The sequence below is a fragment of the Pelomonas parva genome (assembly GCF_043555835.1).
In the GTDB taxonomy this organism is placed as follows: Bacteria; Pseudomonadota; Gammaproteobacteria; order Burkholderiales; family Burkholderiaceae_C; genus Pelomonas; species Pelomonas parva.
This window is the reverse complement of record NZ_JBIGHV010000001.1, coordinates 888,860-914,551: the sequence shown is the minus strand read 5'-3', so window position 1 is coordinate 914,551 and position 25,692 is coordinate 888,860. Positions and strand designations below refer to the sequence as shown.

The window sequence follows — 25,692 nt, the reverse complement described above, 5'->3', positions numbered from 1 at the left end:
CCAGGACCATCACCATGAAACTCCTCCGCTACGGCCCCCCGGGCCAGGAACGCCCCGGCCTGCTCGATGTCCAGGGTCGCGTGCGCGACCTCTCCGCCCATGTCGACGACGTGGCCGGCGACACGCTGACGCCCGAAGGCCTCGCCAAGCTGCGCGGCATCGACCCAGCCACGCTGCCGCTGGTGGAAGGCACGCCCCAGCAAGACCTGCGCATCGGCCCCTGCGTCGGCCGCGTCGGCAAGTTCATCTGCATCGGCCTGAACTACGCCGACCACGCCGCCGAGTCCGGCCTGCCGGTGCCGACCGAGCCGGTCGTCTTCGCCAAGTGGACCAGCGCCATCTGCGGCCCCGACGACGACGTGAAGATCCCGCGCGGCTCCGTCAAGACCGACTGGGAGGTCGAGCTGGGCGTCGTCATCGGCCAGGGCGGCAGCTACATCGAGGAGGCCGACGCGATGAAGCACGTCGCTGGCTACTGCGTCGTCAACGACGTGTCCGAGCGTGAATGGCAGCTGGAGCGCGGCACGCAGTGGGACAAGGGCAAGGGCTGCGACACCTTCGGCCCCATCGGCCCCTGGCTGGTCACTGCCGACGAAGTTGCTGACCCACAGCAGCTGGGCCTCTGGCTGGAGATCGACGGCCACCGCTTCCAGAACGGCAACACGCGCACGATGGTGTTCAACGTGGCGCAGATCGTCAGCTACCTGAGCAAGTTCATGAGCCTGCAGCCCGGCGACGTCATCTCCACCGGCACGCCGCCCGGCGTGGGCCTGGGCCAGAAGCCGCCGCTGTACCTCAAGCCCGGCCAGACCATGCGCCTGGGCATCGAAGGCCTGGGCGTGCAGACGCAGAAGACCGTCGCCGCATAACCCAGCCATGACCCGCATCACCAACCTGCGCACGGTCGACGTGCGCTTCCCCACGTCCCAGCACCTCGACGGCTCGGACGCGATGAACCCCGACCCGGACTACTCGGCCGCCTACGTCATCCTGGAGACTGACCAGTCCGGGCTGGAAGGCCACGGCCTGACCTTCACCATCGGCCGCGGCAACGACATCTGCTGCGCGGCCATCGAGGCCATGCGCCACCTGGTCGTCGGGTTAGAGCTGAGCTGGATCGCCGCCGACATGGGCCGCTTCTGGCGCCATGTCACGTCGGACAGCCAGTTGCGCTGGATAGGCCCGGACAAGGGCGCCATCCACCTGGCCACCGGCGCCGTCGTCAACGCCGTGTGGGACCTGTGGGCCAAGGCCGAGGGCAAGCCGGTGTGGCGGCTCGTCGCCGACATGAGCCCGGCGGAACTCGTGCGCTGCATCGACTTCCGCTACATCACCGACTGCATCACGCCCGACGAGGCACTCGCCCTGCTGACCCGCGCCGCCTACGGCAAGGCCGAACGCCTGGCCACGCTCAAGCGCGAGGGCTACCCCTGCTACACGACCTCGGCCGGCTGGCTGGGCTACCCCGACGACAAGCTGCGCCGGCTCTGCCAGGAGGCCGTGGACGCCGGCTTCAACCACGTCAAGCTGAAAGTGGGCCGCGACCGCAAGGATGACATCCGCCGCTTGGCGATAGCCCGCGAGGTGCTGGGGCCGGATCGCAAGCTGATGATCGACGCCAACCAGGTCTGGGACGTGCCAGTCGCCATCGATTGGCTGAAGGACCTGGCCTTCGCCAAGCCCTGGTTCATCGAGGAGCCCACCAGCCCCGACGACGTCGAAGGCCACCGCGCCATCCGGGAGGCCATCGCGCCGATGCAGGTCGCCACCGGCGAGATGTGCCAGAACCGCATCCTGTTCAAGCAGTTCATGATGCGCGGCGCCATCGACGTGGTGCAGATCGACAGCTGCCGGCTGGGCGGCGTCAACGAGATCCTGGCCGTCATGCTGATGGCCGCCAAGCTGGGCCTGCCCGTGTGCCCGCATGCCGGCGGCGTGGGGCTGTGCGAGTATGTGCAGCACCTGTCCATGATCGACTACCTCTGCATCGCCGGCACCCGCGACGGCCGCGTCATCGAGTACGTGGACCATCTGCACGAGCACTTCGTCGACCCCTGCGTCGTGCGCGGCGCGGCCTACCTGCCGCCCGAGGCGCCGGGGTTCTCGATCACGATGAAGGCGGCGTCGTTGGAGCAGTACAGGTTCAGGGGCTGAGATGAAAACCAACCCCGTAGGGCGGGTCATGACCCGCCGTTTGGTTGCGGAATCGAGGCGCGCGTGTCGGGTTGTCGCCATCGAACGGCGGGTCGCGACGCGCCCTACCGGCTGTGTTCAGTCTTTGGGCCGCTGACATGGACCTCGGACTCAGCGGCAAGGTCTTCATCGTCACCGGCGGCGGTGCCGGCATCGGCGCGGCCATCTGCGCAGCGCTGACGCGTGAAGGCGCCGTGCCCATCAGCCTCGGCCGTGGCACGACTGCGGAGCACGCGGCACGCCATGTCGAGCTGGAGCTGGAGGACGAAGCCGCCGTCCGCGCCGCCGTGGACGCCACGCTGGCCGACTTCGGCGCCATCCACGGCCTGGTCAACAACGCCGGCGTCAACGACGGCGTCGGCCTGGACGCCGGGCCGGCCGCCTTCCGCGCCTCGCTGGAACGCAACCTCGTCCACGCCTACCTGCTGGCCCACCTCTGCATGCCAGCGCTGAAGGCCACGCGCGGCAGCATCGTCAACATCTCGTCCAAGACGGCCGTGACGGGGCAGGGCGGCACGAGTGGCTATACGGCATCGAAAGGTGCGCTGCTGTCCCTCACCCGCGAATGGGCCGCTGCGTTGCGCCAGGACGGCATCCGCGTCAACGCGGTGGTGCCAGCCGAGGTCATGACGCCGCTGTACCAGCTGTGGCTGGACGGCTTCCCCGACCCTGCAACTCAGCTCGCCGACATTGCCCGGCGTATTCCGCTGGGGCAGCGCTTGACGACGGCTGACGAGATCGCCGACACGGTGGCTTTTCTGCTTTCAGAGCGAGCGGGGCACACGACGGGGCAGTGGGTGTTTGTGGATGGGGGCTATACCCATCTGGATCGGGCGCTGGGTTGAGGCGGCTGACGGCTGGTAGCGAACGGCACCGAGCGGAAGTTTGCGCAGAGCCATCAGGCCTGTTGGATACAACCGGTCAACGTTTGCGCTCAGCGGACGGCGAAGCCGTCCGCTGCAGCAAGTGGTTAAAGCGCAGCATGCGACGACGGATCAGTGATTCCTGCATAGGCGATAGCTGCAACCACCATGACAAGAAGCGCGCGATTGAGCCAACGCGCCCTGTGCACGCGCTGGGGCGTGGTAGGAATGGCAGGAACGGCCAGTGCGGCTAATGGGAATCCGACAAGAACGAGCGGCAAAATGGCGAATGGCCACCAACTCCACAAGTACATAGCGAGACCTACCGAGACGTAGAGCACAAGATGAGAGGCCAGATGCGACGCGAAACGGATAGCTTCGCTCGTATGCGCCTGCTTGCGACACAGCAGGCAACGAGCGGGCGCCCATGAGGCAGACAGCGCCAACTCCAATCCACGCAGGCCTAACTGTTGACAGTGTGGGCAGCGAAACATGCGCTTTAACTTGTTATCGGTGGACCGTTAACGATTTCTGCCCAACATTTGAGCACGCGATCAGGGCGTCCGTTGGAATCCCGACGCGACGGCAACCCAACGGTGATCAGAGACCGCGCCGGCCGGCGCCAGGCTTCACAACCCATCGCACTCACCCCGAACTCTAGAATCCGCCCCCTTTTGCCCACCCCGCCCCTGGCTCCATGCACATCGTCGTCAACGAAGAACTCAAGGCCTACATCGACCCGTTGACGCCGGAGGAGCATGAAGCGCTGGAGCGCAGCATCCTGGCCGAGGGCTGCCGCGATGCGCTGGTGCTGTGGGGCGATGTGCTGGTGGACGGGCACAACCGCTACGGCATCTGCAGCAAGCATGGGCTGCCGTTCCAGACGGTGCAGAACACGCGCTTCAAGTCCATGGAGGACGTGCACCTGTGGATGATCGACCAGCACCTGGGGCGGCGCAGCATCTCTGACTTTCAGCGCGGGGTCCTGGCGCTGCGCAAGCGCGAGATCGTGGCCGAGCGGCGCGCCCGCAGCGCCGCCGTGGCGGCCGCGCTGCCGGTGGCCGAGGCCCCACCCGAGGTGCCGGACGCGACGGCGCTTGAAACCCGCGAGGCGCTGGCCAAGGCCGCGCGGATCAGCAGCAGCCAGGTCGTGCTGATCGAGAAGATCCAGAAGCAGGGCGCGCCCGAGCTGGTGGCGGCGGTGAAGGCCGGCACCGTGTCCATCAACGCTGCGGCGGCCGTGGCCACCTTGCCGGCCGAGGAACAGGCGGCTGCGGCTGCGGCCGGGGCGGACGAGCTCAAGCAGGCGGCCAAGCGGGTGCGCGAGGCCAAGCGCAGGGCGCCGGCGCCGAGCCCGGAGGCTGGCTCGCAGGCGACCGAGGCGGCAGCAGCTGCGCCTGAGCAGACGGTCGAATCGCTGCGCCTGCGCGTGGCCACCCTCGAGGCCGAGAACGCGGCGCTGCGGCAGGAGCTGGCCGCGCTTCGGGCGGGCGACGCGGGCGAACCCTCGCCGTTCTGAGCCTCGCGCGTTAGCGGGTGCGGGGCACCTCGCCCCGGCGCGCCACCGCCTCGACATGGGCAAGCTGCGGTTCGGCTGCAGCGCAGGCCAGCGAGGCGCCCGCGGCTTCATGCCACGCCGGCAGCTGCGCATGGAAGGCCTGCGTGGTGGCCGCCAGCGCCTGCAAGCGCGCCTCGCTCCAACCCGCCTGCTGGCCCAGGGCTGCCGCCTGCTGCAGCAGTGCGGCCGAATCCGCCTCACCCGCCATGCGCTCGGCCACCTGCGCGCAGTCGCCAAGCTGCCGTGCGCATTGCTGATCCAGCCACGCGAAGCCCTCGGGTGCCTGGGCGGCGTCGTGGCCCAGCGTCTCGCGCGCCAGCCGGCTGCGCAGGTAGGCGGGCGGCACCGGCTGCATGGCGGCCAGTGCCGCCTGCGTGACGGCCGTGAGGCCCACGGGATGCTCGTGCCAGCGCCGTGCGCGCAGCGCGCCCAGCCAGGCCGCGTGCTGCAGCGGCTCGCTGCCAGCCTCCTGCGCCCATTCGAGCCAGTGCAGGCCGTTGTCGGGCTCGGCCCGCGTGCGCGCCAGGGCCAGGTCGCGGCGGCAGCGTGGGGCGTGCTCGGTGTGGCCGCAGGCGGCGGTGGCCCAGCGCAAGGCCTGGGCATCACCGCCGGCATGCGCTTCGGCCAGCAGGCCCGCCGCCCACGCGGTTTGCGCGGCTGGGTCGGCGGCGTCGGGCTGGCGCAGGCGCCAGGCGGCCACGCGCTGGCGGGCGTCGCCCAGGGTCAGCATGTGAACCAGCCGTTCCCGCAGCTCCTGCAGCGCCAGGCGGCCGAGGGGGTCGGGCAGGTTCTCGAAGGCATCGGCACCGGCGCCGCCCGCGTTGCGCAGCGGCATGCGGCCGGTGCCGCATAGCTCGTGCACGGCATCCACCGGCGCCGCCGCAGTCGGGCGCATTGCGGGCGCGGCAGCAGGAACCGCCAACACAGCGGCAGGCCGGGGCAGCACGGCGGCCGTCGCGCCGGGCACGCTGTCAGTTGGGGCCTGGTGCGGCAGGGCCACCCACAACGCCGCCACGGCCGCCAGCAGGCCGCCGAGCGTCGCCAGCATGCCGGTGCGTCGTTTCACGCGGCGCAGCATCGGCGGGCGGCCGCCGGCCCGTAAGCGGGAAACCCATGAGGCGCGCTCGGCCAGGCCGCTTGCAGAATCGCGGCCGCCCTGGCGTCTGCATCCCCAGGGACTGTTCCTGCACGTCAGCCTGTGCGCCCTGCGGCGCAGCACGTTGGTGTGTGCCGCCCCCGATCCCCGGGCCCCGCATACAACAACGAGACATCAGCGCATGACTGCCAACCTCGCCTTCGCCCCCATCTCCCGCGTGCTGTGCCGCCACGCCGTGCTGGCCCTTGCCGTATCGGCCGCGCTGCCGGCCTGGGCCGCCACGTCCACCGCCACGCGCCCGCAGCTGTCGGCATCTGAACAAGGCAGCTACACGTTGGCCAGCTTCCTCGGCAGTTGGAGCCCCGGCACCGTGGGCACCAAGAGCACCGGCGACTACGTCGTCAGCCCCAGCGGCACGTACAAGACCGTGCAGGCGGCGGTGAACGCGGCCATCGCCGCAGGCGGCAGCACGCGCAAGTACATCCAGATCAAGGCCGGCACCTACACCGGGCTGGTCGTCATTCCGTCGGGCGTGCCGCTGACGATCTATGGCGACAGCCAGACCGGCGTGGTGCTGCAGCTCGGCGCGCACTACGCGATGACCGGCTCGGCGTTCAAGACCGCCGTGGGCAACGCGGCCAACTTCGGCAGCAGCGCGCCCAGCCGGGTCAGCGCCTACTACAACGACTGCGGCGGCCGCAGCACGCTGGGCACCAACTGCACGGGCACCGTCGTCAGCTACGCCAGCCAGCTGCAGATCAAGAACCTCACCATCCAGAACACCTACGGCGAGAACAACGCGGCGGCCAACGGCCAGCACCAGGCCGTGGCCTACCTGAACAACGGCGGTGACCAGGTGACGCTGGACACCGTGCGCCTGCTGGGCAACCAGGACACGCTGTGGCTGGCCGGCTCCGGCAAGCGCACCTATGTGCGCAACAGCTTCATCCAGGGCGACATCGACTTCATCTTCGGCGACATGACCGCCGTGTTCGACGCCTGCGAGGTGCGCTACACGAACGCCCGCACCAGCACCGGCGTCATCGCCGCGCCCAGCCATGTGATCGGCAACAAGGGTTTCCTGTTCAAGGGCGGCTCGTTCACGACCACGGGCGGCAGCAACAGCGTGTCGTTCGCGCGCCAGTGGCCGCAGAACGGGTCCACCACCGGCCAGATGATCGTGCGCGAGGTGGCCGTGGGCGGCCATATCAAGAAGGCCGCGCCCTGGGCCGACTGGAACAGCAGCAACAAGGTCAACTACGGTAGCGCCGGCAACCGGCGGCTGGCCGAACACATGAACACCGGCGCCGGTGCGGCCCCCTGAAGTAGCGGCTGCAAGCACCCCTCCGTCGGCGCGCAGGAAGCAACCGCACGTATCCTGCCGCCCATGGCAGTTTTCAACGTCATGCGCCGTCGTTGGCAGTTCTGGTGGCAAGCCCGCCAGCCCGTGGCGGACACGCACAGCACCACCCAGCGCAACGTCTACATCGTCCCCACGCTCGCGGGCCTGGCCTTCTGCGGCACGCTGGGCGTGCTGCTGGTCGCGTCCATCAACGAGCAGCTGAGCCTGGGCTATGCGCTGACCTTCGCGCTGACCGGCGCGGGGCTGGCCTCCATGCACACCACGCACGCCAACCTGCGCGGCCTGCAGATGGACTTGCGGGCGCCCGACGGCGTGCATGCCGGCGACGAGTTCACGCTGGAGCTGCGCCTGCACAACCCGGGCAAGGCGCGCTTTGGCATCGCCGTCAGCGCCCAGCTCGACAGCGGCCTCAGCGAGCCCGCCTGGGTGGACGTGCCGGCCCTGGGCCACGCGGTGCTGCGCCTGCGCCTGCCGGCGCTGAAGCGCGGCCTGCGCGAGCTGCCACGGCTGGTCGTGACGACCCGCTTCCCGCTCGGCTTCTTCCGCGCCTGGAGCTACTGGCGGCCGGCCAGCAAGGTCTGGGTCTACCCGCAGGCTGAAGCGGTGCTCGCCCCGTTCCCGACGCAGGCGGAGGCCGGCAGCGCCGAGGCGGCGTCCACCCGTCAGTCACCCAGCGGCACGGACTTCTCCGGCGTGCGCAGCTACCGCCGGGGCGACTCGATGAAGCAGATCCTGTGGCGCAAGTCCGCCCTGGCGCTGGACCAGGGCCTGCCGCTGTGGGTGCGCGAGACCGAGGCGCCGCTGGCGAAAGACCTGTGGCTGGACTGGCGCGACACGCAGGGCCGCGACGTGGAGGCGCGGCTGTCCCGCCTGACCGCCTGGGTGCTGGCCGCCGAGCGCCAGAGCCAGCCCTACGGCCTGCGCCTGGCCGGCCGCGAGCTGGCGCCGTCGCTGGGCGCGGCGCACCGCCAGGCCTGCCTGGAACTGCTGGCGGACTTCAAAGCATGAACGCAATCCAAGTGTGGTGGGAGCGCCTGCCTCGCGACACCCGCGACAGCCTCTTCCTGCTCGGCGTCATCACCGCCGTCATGGCGCCGCATGCCAGCCACCTGCCGCTGTGGGCCACGGCGCTGACCGGCCTGGTGCTGCTGTGGCGCGGCCACATCGCCTGGCGCCAGCGACCGCTGCCCAGCCGCTGGGCGCTGTTCGCCATCGCCCTCATCTACGCCGCGCTGACCTGGCTGACCTTCCGCACGCTGGTGGGCCGCGAGGCCGGCATCACGCTGCTGACGGTGCTGATGGCGCTGAAGACGCTGGAGCTGCGCGCCCGCCGCGACGCCTTCGTCGTGTTCTTCCTTGGCTTCTTCCTGGTGCTGACGCAGTTCCTGTACTCGCAGTCGCTGCTGACGGCGGCGGGCGCGCTGCTGTCGCTGTGGGGGCTGCTGGCGGCCGTCGTGCTGGCGCAGATGCCCACGGGCGTGCCCAGCATCGCCATCGCGGCGCGACGCGCGGCCAGCACGACGGCGCTGGGCCTGCCGGTCATGGTGCTGCTGTTCGTCTTGTTCCCGCGCATCGCGCCGTTATGGGGCGTGCCGACCGAGAGCATCGGCAAGACGGGCCTGTCCAACCAGATGGAGTTCGGGGCGATGAGCGAGATCGCCAACGACGACAGCATCGCGCTGCGCGTGAAGTTCGAGGGTGCCGCGCCGCCACCCGACCAGCGCTACTTTCGCGGCCCCGTGCTGACACGCTTCGATGGCAAGACCTGGCGCGCGCCCGACAACCGCCCCAACCAGAACTGGCTGCGCGGCCGCGACGAGCTGGCCACGGCCGGCCCGGCCTTGCGCTACGAGATGACGCTGGAGCCGTTGCGCATCCCCGTGCTGCCACTGCTGGAGATGAGCCCCGGCAACGTTGGCGGCGAGCTGCCGCTGCCCGACCTGACGCTGATGCGCGGCCCCGAACTGCAGTGGCTGGCGCCGCGCCCCATCACCGAGCGGCTGCGGCTGACCGCCAGCGCCCATGTCGACTGGCAGGCCGGCCTGAACCGCATGCGGCTGCACCAGGCACGCGACCTGGAGCTGCCGCGCGGCCAGAACCCGCGCAGCCTGGCCTGGGCGCAGCAACTGGCCGCCGAGCCGCGCTTTGCCGGCCTGGCGCCGGGCGCGCGCGCGCAGGCCCTCGCCGCCGCCTTGCTTGAGCACGTGCGTGCCAACGACTTCACCTACACGCTGGCCCCCGGCCGCTATGGCGAGGAATCGCCTCACGTCATCGATGAGTTCTGGCTGGACCGGCGGCTGGGCTTCTGCGAGCACTTCGCGTCGGCCTTTGTCGTGCTGATGCGTGCCATGGACGTGCCGGCCCGCATCGTCACCGGCTTCCAGGGCTGGGACGCCGAGCCGCAGGACGGCTACCTCATCGTGCGCAATGCCAACGCCCATGCCTGGGCCGAGTACTGGGTGGAGGGCCGGGGCTGGCTGCGCAGCGACCCCACCGCCGCCGTCGCGCCCAACCGCGTCACGCAAGGCCTGGCCCTGCAGCCGCAGCCGGGCGTCATCGGCCAGCTCAACCCGACGCTGTGGCGGGCGATGCGCGGCGGCTGGGAGGCCATCAACAACCGCTGGCAGCAACTGGTGCTGAACTATTCGCGCCAGAACCAGTTCGACCTGATGAAGAAGCTCGGCTTCGAGCGCCCCGACTGGACCGGCCTGGGCCAGGCGCTGGCCGGCGTCATCCTCGCCTTCACGCTGGCCGCCTGGGCCTGGATACGCTGGAGCAGCCGGCCGCACGACGCCTGGAGCCGGCAGCGGGCGCGCATCGCGGCGCTGCTGGCGCGGGCCGGCGTGGCGGTGCCGCCGCATGAGAGCCCGGCCGCCTGGGCGCGCACGCTGCGCCGCCAGCACGGCCAGAAAGCCGAGCCGGCCGCGCAGTGGCTGGAGAAGCTGGAACGTTCGCGCTACGCGCCGGACGCGCCGGCACCCGCCTGGCGTGAATTCCACCTGGCGGCGCGCATGTTGAAGGGCTGAGGTCGGGAGACACTCCGGCCCCATGCCGCCACGCCTGCCCGCCGCCCTGCTGCTCCTGCTTTCTGCGCTTGCCAGCGCTAACGCCGAGCCCGCCCGCACACCGCGGCAGCTGATCGACGGCCTGGGCGTGGAGATTCGCCAGATCCTGGAGGCCCCCAAGCCCGGCAGGACCCCCGAGGACGCGGAGCGCGCTGTCGCGCAGCAGATCACCGCGCTGGCCCAGCGCTCGCCGGGCGACGACAGCTTGTTCGACGCAGACGCGCAAGGCCGCACGCCGCTGCTGCTGGCCGTCAGCGGCGCCTATCCGCTGGTGGTCAGGGCGCTGCTGGCCGACCCCATCGTCAAGGCACGCATCAACGCCCGCGACAAGGCCGGCGAAACCGCCTGGATGGTGGCCAACTTCGCGCCCGCGATGACGCTGGTTGCCTGCCAGCCCGGTGCCCTCACGCTGGAACGCCAACCCCTGTTGACCCCTTACCTGCAGCGCATGTCAGTGCTGATGACGGCCAGGAAGTCGGTCGTCGCCGGCATCGTCCAGGCATTGGAAGATGCCGGCGCCGAAGCCGACCCCGATGCGGCCCGCAAGGCGTGGTTCGTGCGCTGCCCCAACACGACACCCGAACTGCGCCGCGCCATCGCGCGTGGGGATTTGCTGACCACCCTCGTCAACGACGCGCTCGACCGCCAGCTGGGCTTCAACAAGGCCTACCGGGTGGGCCTGACCACCATCCCGCAGAGGCCCCCGCAGGACATGCGCTTCATCTCCTCGGTGCGCGAGTCAGCGCAGGTCAGGGACCTGAACTGCCCGCAGAAACCGCGACCCGCGCTCCTCGGCGGGCTCAACTGGCAGGGCAGCATCCGCTTCAAGACCCTGGTCGCAACGCGTGCGGGCGTGGTGGAGACCGTCGACTTCACGACGCTGTCCGACGGCGATCCGCCCCCCGCCGTCGTCAACCACTTCCGCAACATCCTGATCCGTACGCTGGCCGGCTACCAGTGCGAAGGCGACCGGGTCTTCGAGCAGGAGTTCGAGTTCAAGGTCGATTGACGCCATCGCTTGTTCCGCCCACACGCCCCATGACACCAAGCTCCCGATTGAACCGCGCCAGCGTGCTGCTGGCCGTACTCCTGCTCTGTGTTCAACCCGCCCATGCCGACTCGCAGCGCACGCCACGGCAGGTGATCGACAAGCTGGGGGTGCAGATTCGCCAGGTCCTGGCAGTCCGCGACTCGGGCCGGACGCCCGAGGACGTCGAGCGCGCCGCCGCGGAGCAGATCACCGCGCTGATACGCAGCGCCGAAGGCCATCTGTCGCTCACCGAGCGGGACGTCCATGGCCGCACGCCGCTGATGCTGGCCGCCAGCGGCGGCTACGCCCTCGTCGTCGACGCGCTGCTAGCCGACCCCAGCGTGAAGCTGGCGATCAACGTGCCCGACAAGCGCGGTGAAACCGCCTGGATGGTGGCCAGCTTCGCGCCGAGCCTGACGCTGGCCGCCTGCCAGCCCGGCGCCCTCACCCGTGAACGCTATGCACTGCTGCCGCCCTATCTGCTCCGCATGGGCCACCTGCTGAAGACCAAGGGGGCCGCCATCGGCGCCATCATCCGGTCGCTGGAGGCGGCGGGCGCCGAGGCCGTGCCGGACGCCGGCAAGCGCGCCTGGCTGGCCCGCTGCCCCAACACATCGCCCGAGCTGCGCCAGGCGCTGGTGGAGGGCGCGCTGATGCAGACGCTGGTCGGCCATGCCGTTGCGCAGCAGGGTGAGTTCAACCGCACCGCGCTGAAATCCGTCAAGAGCATTCCCGCCAAGCCGCCCCAAGGCATGAGATTCATCGCTGACGACGGCGACAGCAGCCTGGCGCCGCTCCCGCCGCTGCTGCAGTTCCATGAGCTGCACTGCGCGAAGCTGCCCAAGCCGAAGCTGCCGAACACCATCTACTGGTCGGGTGACGTGCTGCTGAAGGCGGTCGCCGCGACGCGCGCCGGCGTGGTGGAAGTGGCCGACATCGACGTGCTGTCGATCTCGGGCCGCAAGCGGGACGAGGTGGCCGACTACTTCCGCAGCTTGGTCCTGCAGGCTTTGGCTGGCTATGAGTGCGACGGTGAGCATCTCTTCGAGCAGGAGTTCCAGTTCAAGATTCGCTGAGGGAGCGGTCGCAGGCGCCCCGTATGCTGCCGCCGTGAAACGCCATCGCCTTCTTCCCACGCTCTGCGCCGGCCTGCTGCTGGCTGTCAACCTCGCCGCTCACGGCAAGCCCAAGCGGGTACCTGCGCCCCAGCCCTTTGGCGCCCACCCCGCCGTCATCGCCTTCGCCGACGAGCTGGCCGCCGCGCAGAACTGGGACGCGGCCGCGCTGCGCGAGCAGCTCGGCCGGGCGCTGGACCTGCCGCGCGTGAAGCAGCTCATCCTGCCCGCGGCGAAAGGCACCGCCAAGGACTGGGCGGCCTACCGCGACCGCTTCATCGAACCCAAGCGCATTGACGCCGCCCTGGCCTTCTGGGCCGAGCACGAGGCCGCGCTGTTGCGGGCCGAAAGCCGGTACGGCGTGCCGGCCGAGGTCATCGTCGGCATCGTCGGCGTGGAGACCTTCTACGGCCGCATCACCGGCGGCTTCAAGGTGCTGGACGCGCTGGCCACGCTGGCCTTCGATTTCCCCGCCGAACACCCGCGTGCCGCCGAACGCCAGGCGTTCTTTCGCAGCGAACTGGTCGAATTCCTGAAGCTTTGCCGCGAGAACGGTCTGGACGCCGCCGACGTGCGCGGCAGCTACGCAGGCGCACTCGGCTGGCCGCAGTTCATGCCCGGCAGCTGGCGCCGGCACGCGGTGGACTTCGACGGTGACGGCCGCATCGACCTGATCGCCAGCCCCGTGGACGCCATCGGCAGCGTGGCGCACTACCTGAGCGAGTACGGCTGGAAGCCCGGCGAGGCCACGCACTACAGCGTGCGCCTGCCGGCCGACCCGATCACGCGCCGCCGGCTGCTGGCGCCCGACATCAAGCCGACCTTCACGGCGGCCGAGTTGCTGGAAGCCGGCGCGGAACCATCCGAAGCCGCTCGCGACCACGTCGGCGCGATGGCCGTCATCGAGCTGCAGAACGGCCCGAAGAAGCCCACGACCGTGCTGCTGGGCACGCAGAACTTCTGGGTCGTGACGCGCTACAACTGGTCGGCCTATTACGCGCTGGCGGTCATCGAGCTGGGGCAGGCGGTCAAGGCGAAGCGGCTGGCGTCGCGTTGACGTGCATCAACGCGCAGGCAGGCGCAGCACGGTCTCTGCGTCGGGCTTGCCATAACGGCTCAACGTGACGGCGACCTGCGCGGCGCCGTCCGGCGCTGCCGGCGTCGATCGAAGCGCCTTCACGCCCGCTTCCTCGTCGGAAAGCAGCCGAGTTGAGCGCTGCCACAGGCCCGCTCTCGGGCAGACACGCGACACGACGATCAGGTAGTCACCCAAACCGCCGACCCGATCTGCATCGACGCGGCAGCCGTCGCCAAGTGGCAGCGACGCCGTCGTCGCTTGCATTAACGACCCGACCACCAAAACCAAGGCGGACAACGCGCAGGAAACCGACACCAGCAACATCGCCAACATCGCCATCAGCTTGACCGGCCGGCGCCATGCCTTTGTCGATATCCAGCCCATGGTCAGGAACAGCGACATGAATGCGGAGGTCAGCAACACGGGCAGCATCACCGGCCGCAGCTCCCAGCCCAGCCCGAACATGGGCGCCAACAGAATGAAGGGCAACAGCGCCACGGCCGCTCCCACGTGAATCGCTTTGATGCGCATGGTTTTTGTATCTCGAAGCTCAATGCTGCCTGGAAGTGCCGCAGCGTAGCCCGTTGGGTCACGGCTCAGCATCCTCAGGCCAGGGGCCGGTCAGCTCGATGGGCACGCTAGGTGGCACGCGGTCATGCCAGTAGCGCCGCCTCAGCTCGCGCTCGCAGGTCGCCGCCTTGCCGTCGCTGTGCCAGCGCCAGGCGCCGCAGGCCGGGCTGGCGACGACCGCGATGCTGGCCGCCTGGTAGCGCGCCAGGACCGGCGGGGCAGGGTGGCCGAAGCGGCTGCGGTAGCCGGCCTGCACGAGGCCCACCGCCGGCTGCACGGCCGCCAGCAACTCGGCGCTGGAGGAGGTCTTGCTGCCATGGTGCGGCACCAGTAGCACGTCGGCGCGCAGGTCAGGCTCACGCTTCACGAGCTGTCGTTCCTGCTCCGCCTCCAGGTCGCCCGCCAGCAGCGCCCGCCGCCCCGACGCCGACGTGATGCGCAGCACGCAGGACAGGTCGTTGGACTTCAGCTCCGCGTCGAAATGAGCCGCCAGCGGGTGCAGCATGTCGAAGCGCACGCCGTCCCACGTCCAGCCCTGGCCGGCCTCGCAGCGCACCTCGGCCGGCCCGGCGCGCAGCAACGGGTGGCCGGGCTCCAGTGAACTGCGCAGTTCGCTGACCGGCAGCGCCTGCATCAGCGACGCCGCGCCACCCACGTGGTCGGTGTCGCGGTGGCTGAGCACCAGCATGTCCAGCCGCCGGTGCCCCAGCGAGCGCAGCAGCGGCAGCAGCACGCGCTCGCCGGCATCGGCGCCGGGCGCATAGGCCGGGCCGGTGTCGAACAGCAGCACATGGCCCGCCGTGCGCACCAGCACCGCGTTGCCCTGGCCGATGTCCGGCGCCAGCAGCTCGAACTCGCCGGGCGGCGGGCGCGGCACGGCCGGCCACAGCAGCGGCAGCATCATCGCCAGACCCGCCAGCCGCAGCCGCCAGGGCAGGCGCATGACGATCAAGGCCGCACCCAGCAGAGCGAGCAGCTGCGCCCACACCGGCGCGGCGGGCAGCCAGAAGACGGCGCCCGGCAGCGCCGTCAGCAGCTTGAGCCAGGCCATCAGCGCCTGCGTCAGCCAGGCGGCCAATGTCCACAGCGGCGGTGCCAGGCCACCCAGCAGCGCCAGCGGCGTGATGAGAAAGCTGATGGCGGGAATGGCCACCAGGTTGGCCAGCAGACCGACGACGGACAGCTGCGCGAAGCAGATCAGGCTCAGCGGCGCGAGGCCCACCGTCGCGATGGCCTGGGTGTGGACGGCCGCCTTCAACCGCGCGCGCCAGCCTTGCGCCTGCCCGTCGCCTGCGGCCATCAGCAGGCCCACGGCGCCGAAGGACAGCCAGAAGCCCGGCTGCATCACCGCCCATGGGTCCACCGCCGTGACGACGACGGCCGCCATCAGCAACACCAGCGGCCAGGGCCAGCGCACACCCAGGCTGCGCAGCCCGGCGACAGCGGCCAGCATCACCACCGTGCGCTGCGCCGGCACGCCCCAGCCAGAGAACAGCGCATAGCCCAGCGCGGCCAGCACGCCCAGCCAGCGCGCGGCCGTGGGCGCGGGCAGGGAAAGGCAGAGCCGCCCGCTGCGCCGCCACAGCGCGCCGGCCAAGGCCGTGGCCAGCCAGGCGAACATCGTCACGTGCAGGCCGCTGATGCTGAAGGCGTGCGCCACCCCGGTGTCGCGCAGCAGCGCCCAGTCGGCGTGGGCGATGGCGTTCTGATCGCCCAGGCTCAGCGCGGCCACCACGCCGGCCATGCCGGGGCCGGCCACGCGTTGCTGGATGGATGCGCGCAGCCGCTGACGGGCAACGTCGATTTCCCACCACGGCGCCGGCTGCAGGCGCTCGGCCGAGCGCACCACGCCGGTGGCGCGCAGGCCTTGCTCGAACAGCCACAGCTCGGCGTCGAAGCCGCCGGGGTTGGCCAGGCCATGGGCGCGCTTGAGCCGCGCGGTGAAGCGCCAGTGCTCACCAGCGGTAATGGGCGGGCCGTCGTAGCTGAGCAGCATCAGCCGGCGCGGCACCTCGGGCGGCAGCGCGGTGCCCGTCGGGCCCACCGCGTCGACGGCGAACTCGAAGCGCCAGCCGGGCATGCCGCCCTGGCCGGTGACGGCGATGGGCAGAGAGTCGACGCGGCCGGTCAGCGTCAGGTCGCGCCCCTCCCAGGCGGGATGCAGCTCGGGCGTCATGCGCCACTCGGCGCGCAGCGCGGCCTGGCTGAAGGCCAGCACGGCGACGCAGCCGGCGAGCGCCAGCCAGTGCCGGCGGCGCAAGGCGAACAGCAGCGCGAAGGCGACGGCCAACGCGGCGTACTCGGCAGCATTTGGCAGCCGCTCGCAGCGGTGCAGCAGCGCCAGGCCCGTGAGCCAGGCAAGGCCTGTCACCACCAGCTCGCGCACACCCCAAGGCCGCTTTGCCAATGCCCCTCCGATGCTCCTCTGGGTTGGGAGCGGGGTGTAGCATGCCGCCGTTTTCGCCCTGCGCCACGGCGCTTTTCCCCATGAGCTCCTCTGCCATCCAGGCCAAGCTGGCCGAACTGGGCATCACGCTGCCCCCCGTCGCCACGCCGGCCGCTGCCTACCTGCCCTTCATGCGCACCGGCAACCTGGTGTTCCTGTCCGGCCACATCGCCAAGAAGGACGGCAAGGTCTGGGTCGGCCAGCTCGGCCGCGACACGGACACCGCCACCGGCCAGGCCGCCGCGCGCGCGGTCGCCATCGACCTGCTCGGCACGTTGCAGGCCGCCACGGGCGACCTCGGCAAGGTGGTGCGCATCGTCAAGGTCATGAGCCTGGTCAACAGCACGCCGGACTACACCGAGCAGCACCTCGTCACCAACGGCTGCTCCGACCTGCTGGCCGCCGTGCTGGGTGATGCCGGCAAGCATGCGCGCAGCGCCTTCGGCGTGGCGCAGGTGCCGCTCGGCGCCTGCGTCGAGATCGAGCTGATCGCGGAAGTGCAGGGCTGATGTACGCGCGCCCTTCGCGGTTGCCGGCGCTGGCGCTGGCGGGCATGGCTGCGGCGAGCTTTGCCGCCGTCGGCGTTGCTTTGGTGGCCCAGCATCAGTTCGGGGTCAAGCCTTGCCCATGGTGCGTGTTGCAGCGGGGCATCTTTCTGTTGATCGGCGCGTTGGCGCTGCTGGGCTGGCTGGTCCATGCCAAGCGTGCGCTGCGTCAGGGCGCGGTGGTGCTCGTGCTGATGCTGTGCGCGGCGGGGCTGACGGCGGCCGTGTTCCAGCACGAGGTGGCGTCGCAGACGGCCACCTGCGCCATGGGCCTGGCCGACAAGATCGTCACGGCGCTGGGGCTGGAAGAGCTGTGGCCCGACGTGTTCATGATCACGGCCAACTGCGCGGAGGCGGCCGCGTACCGGCTGCTGGGCTTGCCGTATGAGGTCTGGAGCGGGCTGCTGTTTGCAGGGCTTGGCGCGCTGGGTCTGGTGGTCTTGACCCGGCGCTGAGCGCCAGGCGGGTCAGGGCAGGGCGACGGCCTCGATCATCGCCCGCACCTGCTCCCTCGCCCCCCGCCCAGCACCTGCCCGCGGCTGCAGCCGGTGCGAGATCGTCTGCGGCAGGATGGCCTGGATGTCGTCAGGGGACACATAGTCCCGCCCCTGCAGCAGCGCCCGTGCCCGCGATGCGCGCAGCACGGCCAGGCCGGCGCGGGGCGACAGGCCTTCGACGAACCACTGGCCCGAGCGCGTCGCGGCGATCAAGGCCTGCAGGTAGTCGAGCAGCGGCGGCGCCGCGTGGATCTTGCGCACGGCGGCCTGCGCCTCCACCAGCTCGGCCGGTGTCATGACGGCCTTCAGCGTGCGCAGCTGCTCGCGGCTGTCCTGGCCGGTCAGCAGCTCGCGCTCGGCGGCGGCGTCGGGGTAGCCCAGCGAGATGCACATCAGGAAGCGGTCCAGCTGCGACTCCGGCAGCGGGAAGGTGCCGAGCTGCTCGCTGGGGTTCTGCGTGGCGATGACGAAGAAGGGCTCGGGCAGCGGGTGGCTGATGCCCTCGATGCTGACCTGGTGCTCCTCCATCGCTTCCAGCAGCGCGCTCTGCGTCTTGGGGCCGGCGCGGTTGATCTCGTCGGCCAGCAGCACCTGCGCGAACACCGGGCCGGGGTGGAAGGCAAAGCCGTTCTTTTCGCGCTCGTAGACCGACACGCCCAGCAGGTCGCTGGGCAGCAGGTCGGCCGTGAACTGCAGGCGCGAGAATTTCAGGCCCAGCGAGATGGCCAGCGCATGGGCCAGCGTCGTCTTGCCGACGCCGGGCAGGTCCTCGATGAGCAGGTGGCCGCCGGCGATCAGGCAGGCCAGGCTGTCGGCGATCTGGGCGGGTTTGCCCTTGATGACCGTGCTAATCTGGTTTTGCAGGGCTTGCAGTTGCCCTGCCAGCGTTCGTGATGGCGTCGTCATGGGCCGGACCATATCAAGAGACAGACCGCCATTCCATGTCTACCGCGTATTTCAACCCTCCCGAATGCCGCCGCCACGAAATGGGCGACGGCCATCCCGAATGCCCCGAGCGGCTGGCCGCCATCGACGACTGGCTGATCGCCTCGGGCGTGGCCCAGGCGCTGGAGCATGTCGATGCCCGGCCCGTGGACCTGGCCGCCGTGGAGCGCGCTCACACCCATGGTTATGTCGCCGAGATCGGCCGGTTGCTGCGCGACTGCGCCGCGACGGGCGAGCGCTGCGCCGTGGACCCCGACACCTCCGCCAACGCCCACACCTGGGCGGCCGTGCTGGCCGGCGCCGGTGCCGCCGTGCAGGCGACTGACCTGGTCATCGACGGCCGCGCCGATAACGCCTTCTGCTCCGTGCGCCCGCCCGGTCACCACGCCACGCGCGACCAGAGCATGGGCTTCTGCTTCTTCAACAACGTGGCCATCGCGGCGCGACATGCACTGGACGTGCGCGGCCTGCAGCGGGTGGCTATCGTCGACTTCGACGTGCACCATGGCAACGGCACCGAGGACATCATTGCCGGCGACGACCGCGTGCTGATGGTCAGCCTGTTCCAGCACCCGCTCTACCCGTACAGCGGCGCGGTGCCCAAGGGCACGAACATGGTCAACGTGCCGCTGCCGGCCTACACGCGCGGGCCCGAGATGCGCGAGATGGTCGAGGCGATGTGGCTGCCGGCGCTGGAGCGCTTCAAGCCGCAGATGGTCTTCATCTCCGCCGGCTTTGACGCCCACCGCGACGACGAGCTGGGCCAGATGGGCCTGGTGGAGGCCGACTACGAGTGGCTGACCCTCAAGCTTAAGGACGTGGCCGAGCGCCACGCCCAGGGCCGCATCGTGTCGGTGCTGGAGGGTGGCTATGACCTGCGGGCGCTGTCGCGCAGCGTGGGGGTGCATTTGCGGGTACTGGCGGATCTCTAGACCTTGCGGGGCAGACCGCCCGAGCGAAGCGAGTAGCTCTGTCACCAACTAATCTGACAATTTTGCGGGACAGACCGCCCGAGCGAAGCGAGTAGCTCTGTCCCCAACTGACTAGACGAATTCAATGCATCAACCTCTGAGCCTGACCGAACTGCAGGCCTTGCTGGGCCGCGTCTTCAGCGCCGACGCCCTGGCCGAATGGGCGCTGCTGCTGGGCTGCCTGGCGCTGGCCGCGCTGCTGAGCTGGGCGTTGTCGCGCGCCGTGACCAGGCACGAGAACAGCGTGCTGTTCGGCGAGCGTGTCATCGACGGCGCGCTGTTTCCGCTGTTGGCCCTGGCCCTGGCCTTCGGTGTGCGCCGCCTGCTGCCGTTGTGGGAGCTGGCACCGGCGCTGTTCAAGCTCGCGCTGCCGGTGCTGGTGTCGCTGGCCGTCATCCGCGTCATCGCCCGCGTGCTGCGGGCGGCCTGGCCGGACTCGGCGCCGATCAAGCTGGTCGAGCGCATCGGCTCCTGGCTGGTCTGGGCGGGCGCGGTGCTGTGGATCACCGGCTTGCTGCCCATCATCCTGGACGAGCTGGATCAGATCGGCTGGAAGTTCGGCAGCGTGCAGCTGACATTGCGCAACCTCATCGAGGGCGGTCTGACGGCTGCGCTGGTGCTGGTGGCGGCGCTGTGGGTCTCGGCGGCCATCGAGTCGAGGCTGCTGCAGCGCGAGTCCATGGACTTGTCCATGCGCAAGATCGCCGCCAGCGCCATCCGTGCACTGCTGCTGTTCATCGGCCTGCTGTTCGCGCTGTCGGCGGCGGGCATCGACCTGACGGCCCTGGGCGTGCTGGGCGGCGCCCTGGGCGTGGGCCTTGGCTTCGGCCTGCAGAAGCTGGCGGCCAACTATGTGAGCGGCTTCGTCATCCTGGCCGAACGCAGCTTGCGCATCGGCGACATGGTCAAGGTCGACGGCTTCGAAGGCCGCGTGACGGACATCAAGACGCGCTACACGGTGATCCGCTCCATGGGCGGCAAGGAAGCCATCGTGCCCAACGAGATGCTGATCACGCAGCGCGTCGAGAACTCGTCGCTGGCCGACCCGCGCGTGCTGCTGTCGACGATCGTCCAGGTCAGCTACGGCTGCGATGTCGAACGTGTCATCGAGGCGCTGGCGACGGCCGTGCGGCAGGTGCCGCGGGTGCTGAGTGAGCCGGGCCCGGCCGTGCAGTTGAGCAATTTCGCCAGTGATGGCCTGGAGCTGACGATCTTCTTCTGGATCATGGACCCCGAGAACGGCAGCGGCAATGTGCGCTCCGTTGTCAACCTCGCCATCCTGCGCACGCTGGGTGGTCTCGGCGTGGAGATTCCCTATCCCCAGCGCGTCGTGCATGGCCTCGCCATGCCGGCGCTTTCGCCGGCCGATGCTCAGAAATCCGCGTCCAGCACGACCCTGTAGCGCGCCTTGCCGCTGCGCAGGTGGTCCAGCGCATCGTTGACCCGGCTCATGGGGAAGCGTTCCACCTGCGGCAGGATCTGGTGGCGGGCCGAGAACTCCAGCATCGTCGCCAGCACCGAGGGCGGCGGCGTGGGCGAGGCAGACAAGCCCTTCTGCCAGCTCAGCAGGCCGCCGCTCCTGACGCTCAGTGCGTCTTTTACAACACCCACCAGATGCATGCGCCCCTTGGGCGCCAGCGTGCCGACGAGCGCATCCCAGTTCAGCGCGGCACCTACGGTGATGAGCAGGAAGTCCAGGCTGCCGGCCGCGGCCTTCAGCTCGGCCTTGTCGACGCTGGACAGCGTCTTGTGCGCGCCCAGCGCCAGTGCCTCGTCGCGCTTGGACGGTGACGAGGTGAACGCCGTCACCTCGCAACCCCAGGCGCGCGCGAACTTCACAGCCAGGTGGCCCAAGCCGCCGATGCCGACGACGCCGACGCGGTCGGTCGGCTTGATGGCATGCAGCACGAAGGGCAGGAAGACCGTGCCGCCACCGCACATCAGCGGGCCGGCGGCGGCCGGGTCCAGCGCGTCGGGCAGCGGGATGGCCCAGGACCAGTGCGAACGCAGCCGGTCCGCAAATCCGCCATGGCGGCCGATCAGCGTCGGCTGGCGCTGGCCGCACAGGTGCTGCTCGCCACCGATGCAGAAGTTGCAGTGCGTGCAGCTGCCCGTGTGCCAGCCCACGCCCACTCGCTGGCCCAACTGCCGGCCCTTGGCGTGCGCGCCCAAGGCGGTGATGCGGCCGACGACCTCGTGGCCGGGCACGACGGGGTAGCTGGCGGGGAACCACTCGCTGTCGATCATCGCCAGGTCGGAGTGGCAGACGCCACAGTGCTCGACGGTGATCTCGACGTCCTCCTCGCCCAGCGGGCCGGGGTCGAAGGCGAAGGGCTGCAGCGGGGCTCCGGCGGTGTGGGCGGCAAAAGCGCGAATTTCAGCGCGGAAGTCGGGCATGGGGTCTCCTTACTGCAGCGGGTGGTTCTTGAAGAACTGCCAGGCAGCGTCACTCGCATCGATCTCGGCGCGCGGCCAGATGTGGCCCATGCCGTCGATGCGTGCGAGCCTGACCTCGGCGCCGTTCGAGCAGCCGCCGTAACGCAGTGTCTGCAGCGGCCCGGTCTGCTTGTCCTGCAGCAGCTTGGGCTGGCAGCGGTTGTGGGTCGCCCATCCGGCCAGGGCCTCGGGCACGCTCTCGACCCACTCGGCGCCGCGGTCGGCGTGGCCTTCGTAGGCGTTGACCGTGTCGGCCAGGCCGTGCACGGTGAACACGGGTATCGCGCGGCCGGGGCAGGGGCCCGTCCAGCGCAGCCCGGCGACCGGCGCGATCGACGCGATGCGCTGGTTCAACCGGCAGCCCAGCAGCGACGACATGCGCCCGCCGCCGGAGAAGCCCGTCGCGTGGACGCGCGCCGGGTCGATGCAGGTGCGGGCGGCGATGTGGTCGATGACGTCGGACACGTACTGCACGTCATCCGGTCGGGAGCTGGCGGCCGGCACATTCCAGCGCGCGTCCACGGCCTGCAGCGTGGCGACGGCAAAGCCTTCACGCGCCGCCAGCGCCTCGAAGCCGCTTGCCTTGGCACGGTCGTTGGCATTGCCTCCCGAGCCGTGCAGGTCCAGCACCAGCGGCAGCTGCGCGCGGCCAGCGATGGCCGGCGGCACGAAGAGCCGGTAGGTACGCTGGCGGCCACCCGAGGTCAGCTCGTGCATCTCGCCGGCGACGGCTGTCAGCGCGCAGGCCTTGGCAGGTGCCGGGGCCTGCGCGCGGGCGAGTGGCGACAGCGCGCACAGCAGGAGCAGGGTGGCGGTGACTGACAGCAGGCGCACGTGGAATCCTCCGAGGGGCCGCCAGCATAAGCTGCGCCGGCACGGGGAGGCGCAGGGCGCCTGCTGCAGTCAGGCCGTGGTGACCGGGATGCCGATTGCCTTGCCCGAAGCGATGCGCTGCTTCCACTCGGCCGGGCCGGTGATGTGGGCGCTGGTGCCGCTGGCGTCGACGGCCACCGTGACGGGCATGTCCACCACGTCGAACTCGTAGATCGCTTCCATGCCCAGGTCCTCGAAGCCGACCACCTTGGCGCCCTTGATCGCCTTGCTGACGAGGTAGGCGCTGCCGCCGACCGCCATCAGGTAGGCGCTCTTGTGGTTCTTGATGGACTCGATGGCGACCGGGCCGCGCTCGGCCTTGCCGACCATGGCGATGAGGCCGGTCTTGGCCAACATCATGTCGGTGAACTTGTCCATGCGCGTGGCAGTCGTCGGGCCGGCCGGGCCGACGACCTCGTCGCGCACCGGGTCCACCGGGCCGACGTAGTAGATGACGCGGTTGGTGAAGTCCACCGGCAGGCTCTCGCCCTTGGCCAGCATGTCCTGGATGCGCTTGTGGGCGGCGTCGCGGCCGGTCAGCATCTTGCCGTTCAGCAGCAGCGTGTCGCCGGGCTTCCAGCCCGCCACGTCTGCGGGCGTCAGCGTGTTGAGGTCGACGCGCTTGCTCTTGTTGTAGTCGGGCGCCCACTTCACGTCGGGCCACAGGTCCAGGCTGGGCGGCTCCAGGTAGGTGGGGCCGCTGCCGTCCAGCACGAAGTGCGCATGGCGCGTGGCCGCACAGTTCGGGATCATCGCGATGGGCTTGCTGGCCGCGTGGGTCGGGAAGGTCTTGATCTTCACGTCCAGCACGGTCGTCAGGCCGCCCAGGCCTTGCGCGCCGATGCCCAGCGCGTTGACCTTCTCGTACAGCTCGATGCGCATCTCTTCGAGCTTGTTTTGCGGGCCGCGCTGCAGCAGCTCGTACATGTCGATGTCTTCCATCAGCGACTGCTTGGCCAGCAGCGCGGCCTTCTCGGCCGTGCCGCCGACGCCGATGCCCAGCATGCCCGGCGGGCACCAGCCGGCGCCCATGGTCGGCACGGTCTTGAGCACCCAGTCGACGATGTCGTCGCCGGGGTTGAGCATGTAGACCTTGCTCTTGTTCTCGCTGCCGCCGCCCTTGGCCGCGACGATGACGTCCACGGTGTTGCCGGGCACCACCTCCATCTGCACGACGGCGGGCGTGTTGTCCTTGGTGTTCTTGCGGGCAAAGATAGGGTCGTCCAGCACCGAGGCGCGCAGCTTGTTGTCGGGGTTGAGGTAACCCTGGCGCACGCCTTCGTTGATGGCGTCCTCGATGCTGCCGCTGAAACCTTCCCAGCGCACGTCCATGCCGATCTTCAGGAAGACGTTGACGATGCCGGTGTCCTGGCAGATGGGCCGCTTGCCTTCGGCGCACATGCGGCTGTTGGTCAGGATCTGCGCGATCGCGTCCTTGGCTGCGGGCGAGGCTTCGCTCTCGTAGGCACGGGCCAGGTGGGCGATGTAGTCGGCCGGGTGGTAGTACGAGATGTACTGCAGGGCGGCGGCGATGCTGTCGACGAGGTCTTGCTGGCGGATGGTGACGGTCATGGCGGAGTCGGGTGAGGATGGACTGCAGCTGGGATTATCCGGCGCCATGCCCTCTATGCTGCTGACAGCACGCCAGGAGACCCCGTGATGAACACCCGCATCGAACGCGACACCTTCGGCCCCATCGAGGTGCCGGCCGACAGGCTGTGGGGCGCGCAGACGCAGCGCTCGCTGCAGAACTTCGACATCTCCGGCGAGCGCCAGGCGCCCGAGCTGATCCGCGCGCTGGCCAAGGTCAAGCGCGCGTCGGCCGTCGTCAACCAGGCGCTGGGCCTGCAGGACGCGGGGAAGACCGAGGCCATCGTGGCCGCGGCCGATGAGGTCATCGCCGGCCTGCATGTGGACGAGTTCCCGCTCGTCGTCTGGCAGACCGGCTCGGGCACGCAGACCAACATGAACGTCAACGAGGTGCTGGCCAACCGCGCCAGCGAACTGCTGGGCGGCGAGCGCGGTGAGTGCAGGTTGGTGCACCCCAACGACGATGTGAACCGCAGCCAGAGCAGCAACGACGTCTTTCCCACCGCCATGCATGTGGCGGCCGTGCAGGCGCTGATGGAGCGCCTGCTGCCGCCGCTGCGGGCCTTGCGCACGACGTTGCAGCAGAAGGCCGAGGCGTTCGATGACATCGTCAAGATCGGCCGCACCCACCTGCAGGACGCGACGCCGCTGACGCTGGGGCAGGAGATCTCGGGCTGGGTGGCGCAGCTGGCCCACGGGGAGCGCCATGTGCTGGCGGCGCTGCCGCATCTGCACGAGCTGGCGCTGGGCGGCACGGCCGTCGGCACGGGGCTGAACGCGCCCAAGGGCTATGCGGAAGCGGTTGCCGCCGAGCTGGCGCGGCTGACGGGCCATCCCTTCGTCACCGCGCCCAACAAGTTCGAGGCGATGGCGGCCTGCGACGCCCTCGTCCACGCCCACGGCGCGCTGAAGACGCTTGCCGCCAGCATGACCAAGATCGCCAACGACGTGCGCTGGCTGGCCAGCGGCCCGCGCAGCGGCATTGGCGAGATCAGCATCCCGGAGAACGAGCCGGGCTCGTCCATCATGCCGGGCAAGGTCAACCCGACGCAGAGCGAGGCGGTGACGATGCTGGCCGCTCAGGTGATGGGCAACGATGTGGCCATCAACATCGGCGGCGCGTCGGGCAACTTCGAGCTGAACGTGTTCCGGCCCATGGTCATCCACAACTTCCTGCAGAGCGTGCGCCTGTTGGCGGACGGCATGTCCAGCTTCGACAAGCACTGCGCCGTGGGCATCACGCCCAACGAGGCGCGCATCGCCGAGCTGGTGGAGCGCTCACTGATGCTGGTGACGGCGCTGAACACCCACATCGGCTACGACCAGGCCGCGCAGATCGCCAAGAAGGCGCACAAGGACGGCAGCAGCCTGCGCGAGGCAGCGCTGGCACTCGGCCATGTGACGGCCGAGCAGTTCGACGCCTGGGTGGTGCCGGCCCAGATGGTGGGCCGGTGAGGC

General features: G+C 70.0%; 22 protein-coding genes. 15 read left to right on the top strand and 7 right to left on the bottom strand.

Annotated elements, in window-relative coordinates; all coding sequences use genetic code 11:
* Positions 1-14: 14 nt before the first annotated feature.
* The 4 genes from ACG00Y_RS03790 to ACG00Y_RS03775 all read left to right on the top strand — a co-directional run bounded on the left by ACG00Y_RS03790 (position 15) and on the right by ACG00Y_RS03775 (position 4,575).
* Entirely contained in the window at positions 15-869 is an 855-nt protein-coding gene (locus ACG00Y_RS03790; protein ID WP_394476096.1) for an ureidoglycolate lyase, read from the top strand.
* A 7-nt stretch (positions 870-876) separates the two neighbouring features.
* Positions 877-2,154: an L-fuconate dehydratase gene (locus ACG00Y_RS03785; RefSeq protein ID WP_394476093.1), complete on the top strand. Its 1,278-nt coding sequence runs from the start codon at positions 877-879 to the stop codon at positions 2,152-2,154.
* 137 nt (positions 2,155-2,291) lie between these two features.
* Entirely contained in the window at positions 2,292-3,038 is a 747-nt protein-coding gene (locus ACG00Y_RS03780) for an L-fucose dehydrogenase (RefSeq protein ID WP_394476091.1), read from the top strand.
* Positions 3,039-3,753: 715 nt separating this feature from the next.
* Positions 3,754-4,575 carry a plasmid replication/partition related protein gene (locus tag ACG00Y_RS03775; protein ID WP_394476089.1) on the top strand — a complete coding sequence of 274 codons (822 nt, stop codon included), beginning with the start codon at positions 3,754-3,756 and terminating at the stop codon, positions 4,573-4,575.
* A 10-nt stretch (positions 4,576-4,585) separates the two neighbouring features.
* Here ACG00Y_RS03775 and ACG00Y_RS03770 read toward each other — a convergent pair whose 3' ends face one another.
* Complete coding sequence (locus ACG00Y_RS03770) at positions 4,586-5,680, bottom strand: hypothetical protein (RefSeq protein ID WP_394476086.1); 1,095 nt, start codon at positions 5,678-5,680, stop codon at positions 4,586-4,588.
* Between the two features lie 211 nt (positions 5,681-5,891).
* Between ACG00Y_RS03770 and ACG00Y_RS03765 the strand changes: the two genes are divergently transcribed.
* The 6 genes from ACG00Y_RS03765 (at position 5,892) to mltB (ending at position 13,340) form a co-directional block, all read left to right on the top strand.
* Positions 5,892-7,034, top strand: a complete 1,143-nt coding sequence (locus ACG00Y_RS03765; RefSeq protein ID WP_394476084.1) for a pectinesterase family protein — start codon at positions 5,892-5,894, stop codon at positions 7,032-7,034.
* Between the two features lie 63 nt (positions 7,035-7,097).
* On the top strand, positions 7,098-8,081 hold the full coding sequence (locus ACG00Y_RS03760; RefSeq protein ID WP_394476082.1) for a DUF58 domain-containing protein: 984 nt from the start codon (positions 7,098-7,100) through the stop codon (positions 8,079-8,081).
* Positions 8,078-10,099, top strand: coding sequence for a transglutaminase TgpA family protein (locus tag ACG00Y_RS03755; protein WP_394476080.1), 2,022 nt, complete (start codon positions 8,078-8,080; stop codon positions 10,097-10,099). The genes ACG00Y_RS03760 and ACG00Y_RS03755 overlap by 4 nt, the downstream gene beginning before the upstream one ends.
* Positions 10,100-10,121: 22 nt before the next feature.
* A complete protein-coding gene (locus tag ACG00Y_RS03750) occupies positions 10,122-11,147 on the top strand; it encodes a hypothetical protein (protein WP_394476078.1) in 1,026 nt (341 codons plus the stop codon).
* Between the two features lie 29 nt (positions 11,148-11,176).
* The gene (locus ACG00Y_RS03745) at positions 11,177-12,244 is read left to right on the top strand and encodes a hypothetical protein (protein WP_394476077.1); all 1,068 of its coding nucleotides are present in this window, start codon (positions 11,177-11,179) and stop codon (positions 12,242-12,244) included.
* Between the two features lie 34 nt (positions 12,245-12,278).
* Positions 12,279-13,340, top strand: coding sequence for a lytic murein transglycosylase B (gene mltB / locus ACG00Y_RS03740; protein WP_394476075.1), 1,062 nt, complete (start codon positions 12,279-12,281; stop codon positions 13,338-13,340).
* Between the two features lie 6 nt (positions 13,341-13,346).
* Here the strand turns inward: mltB and ACG00Y_RS03735 are convergent, their stop codons facing one another.
* Positions 13,347-13,892, bottom strand: a complete 546-nt coding sequence (locus tag ACG00Y_RS03735; protein WP_394476074.1) for a hypothetical protein — start codon at positions 13,890-13,892, stop codon at positions 13,347-13,349.
* A 58-nt stretch (positions 13,893-13,950) separates the two neighbouring features.
* Positions 13,951-16,338 carry a DNA internalization-related competence protein ComEC/Rec2 gene (locus tag ACG00Y_RS03730; RefSeq protein WP_394476072.1) on the bottom strand — a complete coding sequence of 796 codons (2,388 nt, stop codon included), beginning with the start codon at positions 16,336-16,338 and terminating at the stop codon, positions 13,951-13,953.
* Between the two features lie 80 nt (positions 16,339-16,418).
* On the opposite strand from ACG00Y_RS03730, the gene ACG00Y_RS03725 reads away from it, so the two are divergent.
* Together ACG00Y_RS03725 and ACG00Y_RS03720 are read left to right on the top strand one after the other, a co-directional pair.
* Positions 16,419-16,886 carry a RidA family protein gene (locus tag ACG00Y_RS03725; protein WP_394476071.1) on the top strand — a complete coding sequence of 156 codons (468 nt, stop codon included), beginning with the start codon at positions 16,419-16,421 and terminating at the stop codon, positions 16,884-16,886.
* An 83-nt stretch (positions 16,887-16,969) separates the two neighbouring features.
* On the top strand, positions 16,970-17,377 hold the full coding sequence (locus ACG00Y_RS03720; RefSeq protein WP_394476190.1) for a disulfide bond formation protein B: 408 nt from the start codon (positions 16,970-16,972) through the stop codon (positions 17,375-17,377).
* 12 nt (positions 17,378-17,389) lie between these two features.
* Here the strand turns inward: ACG00Y_RS03720 and ACG00Y_RS03715 are convergent, their stop codons facing one another.
* Positions 17,390-18,325: an AAA family ATPase gene (locus tag ACG00Y_RS03715; RefSeq protein ID WP_394476069.1), complete on the bottom strand. Its 936-nt coding sequence runs from the start codon at positions 18,323-18,325 to the stop codon at positions 17,390-17,392.
* A 35-nt stretch (positions 18,326-18,360) separates the two neighbouring features.
* Between ACG00Y_RS03715 and ACG00Y_RS03710 the strand changes: the two genes are divergently transcribed.
* Both ACG00Y_RS03710 and ACG00Y_RS03705 read left to right on the top strand, forming a co-directional pair.
* Positions 18,361-19,296: a histone deacetylase family protein gene (locus tag ACG00Y_RS03710; protein WP_394476068.1), complete on the top strand. Its 936-nt coding sequence runs from the start codon at positions 18,361-18,363 to the stop codon at positions 19,294-19,296.
* Between the two features lie 124 nt (positions 19,297-19,420).
* A complete protein-coding gene (locus ACG00Y_RS03705; protein ID WP_394476066.1) occupies positions 19,421-20,737 on the top strand; it encodes a mechanosensitive ion channel family protein in 1,317 nt (438 codons plus the stop codon).
* Here ACG00Y_RS03705 and ahr read toward each other — a convergent pair.
* The 3 genes from ahr to ACG00Y_RS03690 form a co-directional block, all read right to left on the bottom strand.
* Complete coding sequence (ahr, locus tag ACG00Y_RS03700) at positions 20,707-21,732, bottom strand: NADPH-dependent aldehyde reductase Ahr (protein ID WP_394476064.1); 1,026 nt, start codon at positions 21,730-21,732, stop codon at positions 20,707-20,709. The two genes, ACG00Y_RS03705 and ahr, sit on opposite strands and share 31 nt — an antisense overlap.
* A 9-nt stretch (positions 21,733-21,741) precedes the next feature.
* Complete coding sequence (locus ACG00Y_RS03695) at positions 21,742-22,605, bottom strand: CE1 family esterase (protein WP_394476062.1); 864 nt, start codon at positions 22,603-22,605, stop codon at positions 21,742-21,744.
* Positions 22,606-22,674: 69 nt separating this feature from the next.
* Entirely contained in the window at positions 22,675-24,216 is a 1,542-nt protein-coding gene (locus ACG00Y_RS03690) for a fumarate hydratase (RefSeq protein WP_394476060.1), read from the bottom strand.
* Between the two features lie 87 nt (positions 24,217-24,303).
* Here ACG00Y_RS03690 and fumC point away from each other — a divergent pair, with 87 nt between their 5' ends.
* Entirely contained in the window at positions 24,304-25,689 is a 1,386-nt protein-coding gene (gene fumC / locus ACG00Y_RS03685; protein ID WP_394476059.1) for a class II fumarate hydratase, read from the top strand.
* The last annotated feature ends 3 nt before the right edge of the window (positions 25,690-25,692 follow it).

Bases quoted from the DNA above. Each gene is read 5' to 3' on its own strand.
- ACG00Y_RS03775 (WP_394476089.1), top strand. From the start codon at position 3,754: ATGCACATCGTCGTCAACGAAGAACTCAAGGCCTACATCGACCCGTTG.
- ACG00Y_RS03725 (WP_394476071.1), top strand. From the start codon at position 16,419: ATGAGCTCCTCTGCCATCCAGGCCAAGCTGGCCGAACTGGGCATCACG.
- ACG00Y_RS03710 (WP_394476068.1), top strand. From the start codon at position 18,361: ATGTCTACCGCGTATTTCAACCCTCCCGAATGCCGCCGCCACGAAATG.
- ACG00Y_RS03735 (WP_394476074.1), bottom strand. From the start codon at position 13,892: ATGCGCATCAAAGCGATTCACGTGGGAGCGGCCGTGGCGCTGTTGCCC.
- fumC (WP_394476059.1), top strand. From the start codon at position 24,304: ATGAACACCCGCATCGAACGCGACACCTTCGGCCCCATCGAGGTGCCG.
- ACG00Y_RS03780 (WP_394476091.1), top strand. From the start codon at position 2,292: ATGGACCTCGGACTCAGCGGCAAGGTCTTCATCGTCACCGGCGGCGGT.
- ACG00Y_RS03745 (WP_394476077.1), top strand. From the start codon at position 11,177: ATGACACCAAGCTCCCGATTGAACCGCGCCAGCGTGCTGCTGGCCGTA.
- ACG00Y_RS03750 (WP_394476078.1), top strand. From the start codon at position 10,122: ATGCCGCCACGCCTGCCCGCCGCCCTGCTGCTCCTGCTTTCTGCGCTT.
- ahr (WP_394476064.1), bottom strand. From the start codon at position 21,732: ATGCCCGACTTCCGCGCTGAAATTCGCGCTTTTGCCGCCCACACCGCC.
- ACG00Y_RS03760 (WP_394476082.1), top strand. From the start codon at position 7,098: ATGGCAGTTTTCAACGTCATGCGCCGTCGTTGGCAGTTCTGGTGGCAA.
- ACG00Y_RS03690 (WP_394476060.1), bottom strand. From the start codon at position 24,216: ATGACCGTCACCATCCGCCAGCAAGACCTCGTCGACAGCATCGCCGCC.
- ACG00Y_RS03705 (WP_394476066.1), top strand. From the start codon at position 19,421: ATGCATCAACCTCTGAGCCTGACCGAACTGCAGGCCTTGCTGGGCCGC.
- ACG00Y_RS03790 (WP_394476096.1), top strand. From the start codon at position 15: ATGAAACTCCTCCGCTACGGCCCCCCGGGCCAGGAACGCCCCGGCCTG.
- ACG00Y_RS03755 (WP_394476080.1), top strand. From the start codon at position 8,078: ATGAACGCAATCCAAGTGTGGTGGGAGCGCCTGCCTCGCGACACCCGC.
- ACG00Y_RS03765 (WP_394476084.1), top strand. From the start codon at position 5,892: ATGACTGCCAACCTCGCCTTCGCCCCCATCTCCCGCGTGCTGTGCCGC.
- ACG00Y_RS03715 (WP_394476069.1), bottom strand. From the start codon at position 18,325: ATGACGACGCCATCACGAACGCTGGCAGGGCAACTGCAAGCCCTGCAA.
- ACG00Y_RS03785 (WP_394476093.1), top strand. From the start codon at position 877: ATGACCCGCATCACCAACCTGCGCACGGTCGACGTGCGCTTCCCCACG.